We start from the raw sequence: 9,184 nt of genomic DNA, 5'->3' as shown, positions 1-9,184 counted from the left end.
ATTCTTCATCCATGGCCTGATCGGCGCTTTGTCGTCAAGCACTCAAGGTAGGAGCCCGGTGCCTAAATTGGGCACGCCGGGATCTGTGCGGGGGGTGTTCAGTAATGGACATCCCTACCGCAATCGCCACGTTACGGCACGGGCGCGCCGTCGCCCGGCCGTGCACGACGCGGCCGAGGCCGCTACACCTGAGCGGATCGTTTGCGGTTGTTAACCTGAACTTAACCGCCAGCGTTATTTTTTTTCTACGTTTACCCCCAAATAAGCGCGATGCAATATCGGTCGAGACTGTTCGATCGGTAATCTAGCGTTTGCATCTTTTTGCCAAGGCCGATGACGTGTCCCGCATAACGCGCCGGCATGCCCCTGCGCGCGCCTGAAGTCGACCGCAACCGCGTTACTTAAGGATTGGACCACGATGAATGATTTTGTTGCTCATCTGTTCGATTACATCAAGTTACCCCTGGGCGACTGGTCGCAAGCGTTTGTGACATGGATGGTGGCAAACTTTCGGCCCATCTTTCAGGATGTGCGGGTTCCGGTGCAACTCATGCTGGCGCATATTGGCGGGGCGCTTGGAAGCGTGCATCCGCTTTTGCTTATCGCGGGTCTTGCGTTGATCGGCTGGCAGCTCGCGGGCGGGCGTGCGGGGATCGTCGTCGCGATCAGCCTGCTTCTGATCGGATCGATCGGCGCGTGGAGCGACGCGATGGCGACGCTGTCGGTCGTCGTGACGGCGATCGTCATCAGTTGCATATTTGGCATTCCGATCGGCATCCTCGCCGGATTGAACTATCGCTGCAATGCCGTGCTGCGCTTCATTCTCGACTTCATGCAAAGCATTCCGTCGTTCGTCTATCTGGTGCCCGTCGTGATGCTGTTTGGCATCGGCGACGTACCGGGCGTCATCGTCACGGTGATTTACTCGATTTCTCCGGTGATCCGGCTGACTGGTCTGGGCATACGCGAAGTGCGTCCCGATGTTATCGAGGCGGGACACGCGTTCGGTTGCTCGCCCGCGCGCATTCTCTTCTTTGTCCGTATTCCGCTTGCACGCAAGACGATCATGGCGGGGATGAACCAGACCGTCATGCTCGCGTTATCGATGGCGGTGGTGTCCGCGATGATCGCGGTGGCGGGTTTCGGGCAAACCGTACTGCGCGGCATCGGACAACTGGATATCGCCACGGCGACCACCGGCGGGGTAGGCATCGTGCTGCTGGCGATCACCATCGACTGCTTGTCGCAAGGGCTCGGAAAGTCTTTTCGCGAACACGATATGAAGCACTGGTACGAGCGAGGACCGGCCGGGCTCATTCGGCAATGCATCCGCCCGTTCGACGGACGCCGCCGCGCGGATCGCGGCCTGGAGCCGAAAGAAAAGAAGGCGGTTTAGCAGCGGCGCGATCAAATCACCACGACATCACCACAACGCTTGTCGGTAGCACTTTACGGGGACGTGAACGAGATGCTTAGTCGAAGAGATTTTCTGATCAATGGTTCGGCACTTGTCGCCACCGCGCTTGGCGCGCCATCGGTTCTGGGCGCAAGTTTGCCGGGCACGGGAATTACCGTGACGCCGACCGGCACATCGACGCCCACGACACGGTTTCAAAGTCTGGTCGTGGAGCTCGGATTGCAGCGGCTGGGCTATACGGTCAAGGACTACGTTCCCGCCGATCCGGCCATTTTCCATATGGCGATTGCCTCGGGCGATGCGACGTTCTCGGCGGTCGAATGGGTGCCGCTATACGACGACTATTATTCCAAGGTCGGCGGCGATACGACCTGCGTGCGCATGGGCAGTCTGATCAACGATTGCATCTTCGGTTACTCGATCGACAAAAAGACCGCCGACAAATATCAGATCACCAATCTCGCGCAGTTCAAGGACGAGAAAATCGCCAAGCTGTTCAATACGAACGGCATGGATCGCAAGGCGAGTCTGGTGGCGGGCAATCCCGGCTGGGGCGCGGCGAAAATGATGCAGCATCATCTGGAACTGTACGGCTTGAAGAACAGCATCCAGTTGCAGTTCGGTAATTACGATGCGCTGATGGCCGATGTGCTGACACGCATCAAGAGCAATCAGCCGGTTTTTTACTATAGCTGGCTGCCGAACTGGATCAGCAACGTTCTGAAGCCCGGCGTCGATGTCAGTTGGCTCAGTGTTCCGTTTGCCGATCCGGCGAACGGCAAAAACATGAGCAAGCTTCCGGATGGACGCGACACGGGCTTTCCGGTCTATACCGTCAAGGTGTTAGGGAATAAAGGCTTTATCGATAAGAATCCTGCGGCAAAGAAGCTGTTCGAAGTAGCGAACATTTCGACCGCGGATATCAGCGCCGAAAACATGTTGATGCAGCAAGGGCAGAACAAGCCGGTGGACATCAGAAGGCGCGCGGAGGATTGGGTCAAAGCACATCAGAGCCAGTTCGATCAATGGATCGCGCAAGCCATGCAAGCGGCCTGACGACGTCCCTGGACCCACGCGCCTTTGCGAGAACTCACTATGTCGAATTCAACCGTTGGACCCGCGGATACCGCGCCTCCTGTCGTCATCGAATGCAAGGACTTGTGGAAGGTCTATGGTCAGTCCGCGCGCGAGGTGCTGGCTGCATTGCGCACTAAGGGCCTGACGAAGGATGAAGCCCGCGAGAAGTATGGCTGCGTCGTCGGTGTGGCAGGCGTGAGCTTTTCCGTCAGGCGGGGCGAAACACTGTGCGTCATGGGTCTGTCGGGATGCGGGAAATCGACGCTGCTACGACACATCAACCGCCTGATCGAACCATCGGTGGGTGAGGTCTGGATCAATGGCCAAAACGTGTCCGCGCTGGCGGAAAAGGAATTGCGAGCGTTGCGCGCCAGCCAGATCGGGATGGTGTTTCAAAACATGGCGCTATGGCCGCACTTCACCGTTCTGCAAAACGTGATGTTCGCGTTGCATGGACGTGGAATAGACAAGAAGTCTCAGCAGAACGCGGCTCGCTCGGCGCTGAGGGCCGTCAGGCTCGACGGATGGGAGGATCATTACCTGATCAGTTATCCGGAGGAATGCAGCAACGCGTCGGGCTTGCGCGAGCGCTGGCTTCTGGACTGGAAATCCTGCTGATGGACGAACCGTTCAGCGCGCTGGATCCGGTCGTGCGACGAGAGCAAGGCGATCAGTTCACCGAGCTCACGCGCCGCATGGGGAAAACGTCTGTTTTCATCACGCATGATTTCGAGGAAGCCGTTCGTATCGGCGATCAAATCGCGATCATGTGCGAGGGAAAAATCGTGCAGATCGGATCGCCTTTTCAGATCATCAATTCTCCGGCCGACGATTACGTGCGCTCATTCCTGCAAGGGATCAGTCACCTTCATGCGGTGACGGCCGAGACGGTCATGGACAAGTCAAAAAAGGACCACGCGGAATCCTGGCCGTCCGTTTCGATCGACGAGCACCTCGGCCCGCTGATCGACCGCGTCAGAAGCGCCTCGACGCCGCTCGCGGTTCGAAGCGACTGGCGCGTTGTCGGGACTATCACGGCGGATAACCTGCTCACTGAAATTCGTTCGCGACTTGGGTAGAGGTTGTGAACAGGGCTTGTCCATTGCATCAAGCTTGACGCTCCAACTCGTCGCGCCGAAATGTTGGGTGCTTGCCGACATCGGAAGCTCGGACTGTTGTTCGCGTCCATCGCATTAGGCACACACACGCGCGGTTCGATGTGTCTCAGCGCCCGTAGCGTCAATGCAATCCGGTAATCGGCGTCTTTCGACGCAAATTGGCACGCCCCATGCAAAAGACCGGGTGGCGACTTCGCGCCACTCACTTTACTTTTGCCAGGAGACCAGCCATGACTACGCTGACCATCAACGATCTGACCCGCGCCGACACGCTGCATCGCGACGCGATGTCCTCCGTTCGCGGCGGCATCGCCACGATCACCCTTCCGCCGAATGGCAACCCCGGTCCATTGCCGCCGTCTTATCCGGGGTCGTGTCCCGGAATCGCCGCGATCCTGAAGGATCTGCACATGCCGGTGACCTTCCCTGTGCATCCGGCGCCTCAGGCGCAGGATCCGCGTCTGCTCTGAACGTGAGACGATGCTCGTTGCGCCGCACTCGCCGTCTTGCGCGGCAGTGCGGTGCGTTCTGCGCGAATCGCGTCGAGTGCGTGCGCGTACAGCCTGGGGCGCACCGAGTTTATAAAGATTGCGCTGCAGTTTGCCAACGCAAGATCGGATGCGTGCCACCGGCTGGCATCACCCACACACCGTTTTTGCTGAAGTCCCACGTCGGCCCGAAGCTCGAGGGGTTGCTCATTTGAGTGGTCGACAATCCGTTTGCCGCGGATACCGGCATGCCGCTATAAGTGGCTGCCGCGTTGCCGGTCACCTCGACATCCCAGAACACATTGCTGGCGATGCTGCCTGTGTTGCTTTGCGCGATTGCCCCTTGTTCATTCATGTATGGCGGAACCAAGGCGATGTTATAAACCCGTCCGGCAGAAAAGGACTCGCTTATCGAGCCGGAATTGCTGTTCGCGATCCCACCGACCTCAACCGACGATGTGTTGCCCGTGAAATAAGATTGCGTGATCGTGCCGGTGTTTATGTTGACCAAGCCGCCCGACCATGAGCGGTATGCGCCGCCGGAAGAGCCGTTCGCGAAAGACTGCACGATTGAACCGGAGTTCAATCCGACAAGTCCACCGGATGCGCTGGTTGAATAGACACCGGCGCTGCTCGATGAGCGTTCGATGACGCCTTCATTGACTGCCACAAGCCCGGCCGCAAGCCCTGACGTCTTCGCATCGGCGTACCCCGACGATGTTGCATAAGTAATCAGACCGCGATTCAATCCGGCCAGAATCCCGACCGTCACCCCCGAGCCTTCTGCATACGCATTTTCAAGGCTGACATTTCGCACGACCCCACCGGTCCCGATGATCGTGAACAGGCCCTGGTAACCGTTCGTCTGGAATTCCGGTTCGAGCACATGGGCATTGTTGATGACGTGGCCCATTCCGTCGAACTGCCCGGTGAAGCCACTCTTGCTCAAGGCGCCAAGGCCACCGGCGATCGGGTTGTCGTTGAGATCCAGGTCGCGACCTAGCGCGAAGTTTCCGCCAAGATTTTGCGAGATCTTTAGAAGGTCGTCCGAGGAGTTGACGAGCTGATACGCGGTCATCTGCGTCTTGAGCCCGCTGAAGGGCGCGGCGCTCCAGTCCTTGTTTGTCCGGATCGTGCCAGGTATCCATTTACCGGTCACATCGTACATGGCCGCGACGGTTCCCTTACTCTTCGACCAGTCGATCGTGCCGCGATTGACCACGCCGCCGCCGTTGTCGACGCCGCCCGCATCCGCACGCAAGCTGAGGTTTCCCGAGCCCGAATTGCCCAGCGTCGCCATCGGACCCACGGTTACGGAACGGCTCGCGTTGGCGCTGAGCGACGCATCTCCCGACCACCGCATCGTCTGCTCGAGGACGATGTCACCGCTTGTCGCGTTGAGCGCGACCGATGTGCCCTGGTTCAATTGCTTGAGCAGCACCGCTGATGTGGTTGGCCCGACGTTGAAGACGGGCGCATTGAGATTCCACTGCGCGGCGTGGATGTCGGCATCGTCGAGATGCAGCGCGCTTCCCGTCGTATCCACGGTGCCGCCGCTGCCGTCGGCGTTCTTCGCGTACATCGATGAGTCGACATACGCGACACCTTTAGGCGCGACGAGCCACACATGACCATCGCGTGTCTCTGTTCCGGTAGCGCGCAGCGCCGTTTGATTGCCCGCCAAGGCGAAGACATTGCCATCGGCTGCCTGCAGCGCAATCTGCGCTGCTTCGATGTTTCCGATGTTGACTACGTTGCCGCCGGGACGAGCCGCTTCGACATAGGTTTGCGGTGCCGAGGACGAGTCTCGAACCAGGACCGTGTCGCCTGCCGCCAGTTCGACCGATCCCTTGGGTGCAGTTATCGTGCCTGCGTTCTCCACAAGAGAGGGGGAGATGAGCAACACATCCCCGCCGGTTGAACTGATGGAGCCGAGATTGATGACCGTGCCGGTCTCTTTGCCGCTGAAAGTAAGATCGCCGCCCGACATAAAGGCCGTGTTATCGACATCGAGCGCCGAAGCTACGAAGCGACCGCCCGTCGAAATGACGCCATTATTCCCGACCACCACGCCTTGTGGATTGACTAGATAAAAGCTTCCAGTCGCCTTCAGACTGCCGTCGATGAGCGAAAGACCGGAACCCGTAACGCGCGAGAGTGTCGCGCCCGTACCGTTATTGACATTGACTGTATTGCCTTGGCCGATAGAGAAACCCGTCCAGTCGATTACGCCGCGCGTGGAGCTTTGAGTGATGCTGAGTTGGTTGCCACTACCCGAAATACTGCCGGTCCCAGCGACAAATTTTCCCCCAGTTGGAAGAGAGCCGGCGGCGAATGACGTCGACGAAAATAGACTAAGGACGATTGCGCTGATGGCAGAACGTTGCAGGGTACTCCGCATGGCCCACTCCTGATTGATTATGTTTCTGTTTATTGAGTGTCGTATTTTTCTTCAAGATCGATCGAAAAATTAATAATTTAAAATCGAGCGGCTTGATCTTTGTGGGGAGGGCGCTTCGGACTTTCGTTGGTGTCCCGTGCCTGCTGCGACGGTCATGCTGTTTTTTAGGTTGGGGAAGGCGTGGTGATTCCAACGGGCGCCTTCAATGCGCGTCGGCGGCGGGACCCGCAATGCTGGGTCACCAAATTACCGCCTCCTGTGACGCCGGGTTGTTGTTTGTAGGAGTGCTCGCGGGAATGACGGCAGTGACATAAGTTTCAAACTGATCCCGATGAGCGCGACGGAAATCAACACCAAAGCAATCATTGCCGAGTTCGTGGTCGCTCAAATTTTGCATTTGCACTCACTTGGCTTGGGCGCCGGAAGCCTGGTTTCGTTGTCGGTCGCAATTTCAGGTTTAGCATCACCCTTGCTAATCTCCGCTGGAATCTCGATGCTCAATGATTCCTCCGTTGGGCCGGATAAGGTCATTTAGATGCCAAACGGTTTAGTTAAAGAGGGCTGCGTCGCGATTTACGAGGAGTGGCGTCGTCAAATTCAGGCGAATGAGTTAGATCGCAAGTCTATTAGGGATAGAGAGGATAATCTTGATGACCGACTTCGGCCGAAACCGGCTATCGTCAAACGGCACGCGTTCAGCCACCCAGCGGCCGCTTCGCCCCACTTTCTGGCCAACTGAGCGCGGACACGACTGAGAAGCAACGCTAGTCGTCCGCCAGTTCGGGGAGTTGAGGGGCCATCTCAACCGTCTGCGAATCGCGCGCAGCAAACTCGTCACCTGTTCCAGTGCCAACGTGTCCGTCTTGTGCGTGTACCCGACTCAGGAAAGCGAATACCGCAAGCGCACAGAGTAACGTAATGGCCGTAAGACCAGTAAGAAGATGCCCAAACGCCGCGTGGTAACTAGCAATAAGTGTCGCACGCGATACGCCCGGCAATCGTGCTGCGGCGTGCGCGAGGTCGCCCGCAGCAAGCCTTGTGGCTGCCTCGGAAACGTAGGTGACCTGGGCGTGCGGCGCCGCTGCGCGCAGGCTGAACTGCGTGAGCGCAGCGAGAAGCGCATTGATAGTCGCCAATGCAACGCACTCGCCGGCGACCCGCGTGGTGCTGAAAATGCCCGTTGCCATTCCCGCGCGCGATTTCGGCACAACGCTCACCGACAGACCGTCCATCAGCCCCCACGGCAGCCCGGCGCCGATGCCGATGGCGAGCATCGGCCCGATCGCGGCTGGTCCGGCTCCGGCACGCCGCGCCCCCGCAAGCGTATGGAGACCCACCCCAGCGAGCACGAGGCCGATGGCGGAGATCACTCCAGCCGACATCCACCGCGTGAGCGCAGCCGCGATGAATGGCACGAACAGCATGGGTGCAGATAACGCGAGCATCAGATAACCCGCGTGCATTTCGTCGTAGCCGTCCATGCCGATGAAGCGCATCGGCAGCACGACGAGCAGAACGATGTAGCAGTAGCACGTCGCGACCGGCAACACCTGGACTCCGACGAAGCGCGGATAGCGGAACAGCGACAGGTCGAGCATCGGGCGTGGGTTGCGCGTCTCGACAACGACGAATGCAATTGCAAACGCGACACATGCGACTAGCAACGTAACGACAGCGTCTGACGTCCAGCCACGTGTGGGCGCTTCGATTACGTCGCATGTGAGACAGGCGAGCGCGGCCGTAAATGTCATGGTTCCCGCCCAGTCGAGCCTGTGTGCGCCAAGATCGCGCGACTCACGCATTCGCGGAACTCCCAGACTGAGAGAAAGCATTCCTGCGAAAGCACCCGTCATGAAAATCGCTCGCCAACTAAAGTGAGTGATCAGCCAGCCGGCAAGCACCAGCCCGAACGCCAGGCCGATTCCGAACGTCGCACCCAATGTGCTGAACGCGCGAGTCCGGGCAGAACCGTCGAATTCCTGAGCGAGTGCAGCGGTCCCGCCCGCAAGCGCCGCGGCGGCCGCAACACCCTGGGCCGCCCTTAGCAAATCGAAAACCACGATCGACGGCGCGAACCCGAGCGCGACCGAGGTCACGGTAAATCCTGAGACGCCACAGGCGAAGACCCGCTTTCTGCCAAACCGGTCTGCGAGCGTGCCTGCCGCCATCAGCAGGCTGCCAAACGCGAGCATGAACGCGTTCGTGATCCAGTACATCGCAACGGGACTTGCGCTGAGGTCGCGGCCGATTGCGGACGTCGCCAACGCACCGCCGGAAAATGCCAGCGGCAGCGCGAGCGCCGCCATGCAGACGGCAGCAAGTATGACTAATCGTCTCGTCGTATCGGGGTACATCGTTGAATCCATCGCCGTTCCTTATGAAATACCGGCGCATTGCGATGCGCGCAGTAGAGCGATGAACGATAATTCGGATTCAATCGAAGAAAAACCCCGCGCAAATCCGCAGATAGCGGAGTTAAATTCCGCAATAAAGCGGGAGGGCAAAGCAAGTATGGACAACCTGAACGGCATCGTCGCGTTTGTGCGAACCGCGGAAACCCTAGGTCCTGTTTACATTTAAGAGCGGCCCGAAGGCAGACACGATGGAGACAAAGGTGAGGTAGCTGTGGGCGAGTTTGTCATATCGAGTGGCGACGCGACGAAAATGCTTGATACGCTTAAAG

General features: G+C 58.7%; 8 protein-coding genes and 2 pseudogenes. 7 read left to right on the top strand and 3 right to left on the bottom strand.

Translation table 11 applies throughout. The annotated features are described in order from the left end of the window. Positions 1–418 precede the first annotated feature (418 nt). The 5 genes and pseudogenes from BVER_RS25300 (at position 419) to BVER_RS25280 (ending at position 4,082) form a co-directional block, all read left to right on the top strand. Positions 419–1,396 carry an ABC transporter permease gene (locus BVER_RS25300; RefSeq protein ID WP_050455603.1) on the top strand — a complete coding sequence of 326 codons (978 nt, stop codon included), beginning with the start codon at positions 419–421 and terminating at the stop codon, positions 1,394–1,396. Positions 1,397–1,468: 72 nt separating this feature from the next. Further along, positions 1,469–2,473 (top strand): glycine betaine/L-proline ABC transporter substrate-binding protein ProX, encoded by a 1,005-nt coding sequence (proX, locus tag BVER_RS25295; protein ID WP_157056218.1) that lies wholly within the window; start codon positions 1,469–1,471, stop codon positions 2,471–2,473. A 39-nt stretch (positions 2,474–2,512) separates the two neighbouring features. Next, a pseudogene (locus tag BVER_RS34525) lies at positions 2,513–3,066 on the top strand (ATP-binding cassette domain-containing protein); the annotation flags it as partial. A gap of 45 nt (positions 3,067–3,111) precedes the next feature. Beyond that, positions 3,112–3,573, top strand: coding sequence for an ATP-binding cassette domain-containing protein (locus BVER_RS34520; RefSeq protein WP_050455599.1), 462 nt, complete (start codon positions 3,112–3,114; stop codon positions 3,571–3,573). A gap of 269 nt (positions 3,574–3,842) precedes the next feature. Continuing rightward, entirely contained in the window at positions 3,843–4,082 is a 240-nt protein-coding gene (locus tag BVER_RS25280; RefSeq protein ID WP_050455598.1) for a hypothetical protein, read from the top strand. Positions 4,083–4,191: 109 nt separating this feature from the next. Here BVER_RS25280 and BVER_RS25275 read toward each other — a convergent pair whose 3' ends face one another. Then, entirely contained in the window at positions 4,192–6,501 is a 2,310-nt protein-coding gene (locus BVER_RS25275) for a two-partner secretion domain-containing protein (RefSeq protein ID WP_050455597.1), read from the bottom strand. Positions 6,502–6,832: 331 nt separating this feature from the next. Here BVER_RS25275 and BVER_RS25270 point away from each other — a divergent pair, with 331 nt between their 5' ends. Continuing rightward, on the top strand, positions 6,833–7,036 hold the full coding sequence (locus tag BVER_RS25270) for a hypothetical protein (protein ID WP_050455596.1): 204 nt from the start codon (positions 6,833–6,835) through the stop codon (positions 7,034–7,036). Positions 7,037–7,265: 229 nt separating this feature from the next. Here the strand turns inward: BVER_RS25270 and BVER_RS25265 are convergent, their stop codons facing one another. After that, positions 7,266–8,807 (bottom strand): MFS transporter, encoded by a 1,542-nt coding sequence (locus BVER_RS25265; protein WP_232316760.1) that lies wholly within the window; start codon positions 8,805–8,807, stop codon positions 7,266–7,268. Here BVER_RS25265 and BVER_RS34515 point away from each other — a divergent pair. Further along, positions 8,692–9,081 (top strand): hypothetical protein, encoded by a 390-nt coding sequence (locus BVER_RS34515; protein ID WP_232316762.1) that lies wholly within the window; start codon positions 8,692–8,694, stop codon positions 9,079–9,081. The genes BVER_RS25265 and BVER_RS34515 overlap by 116 nt on opposite strands. Here the strand turns inward: BVER_RS34515 and BVER_RS32885 are convergent. After that, positions 9,061–9,184 (bottom strand): annotated as a pseudogene (locus tag BVER_RS32885) (IS5/IS1182 family transposase); the annotation flags it as partial. The gene BVER_RS34515 and the pseudogene BVER_RS32885 overlap by 21 nt on opposite strands.

The sequence above is a fragment of the Candidatus Burkholderia verschuerenii genome (assembly GCF_001189365.1).
In the GTDB taxonomy this organism is placed as follows: Bacteria; Pseudomonadota; Gammaproteobacteria; order Burkholderiales; family Burkholderiaceae; genus Caballeronia; species Caballeronia verschuerenii.
This window is presented reverse-complemented; position numbering and strand designations above follow the sequence as displayed.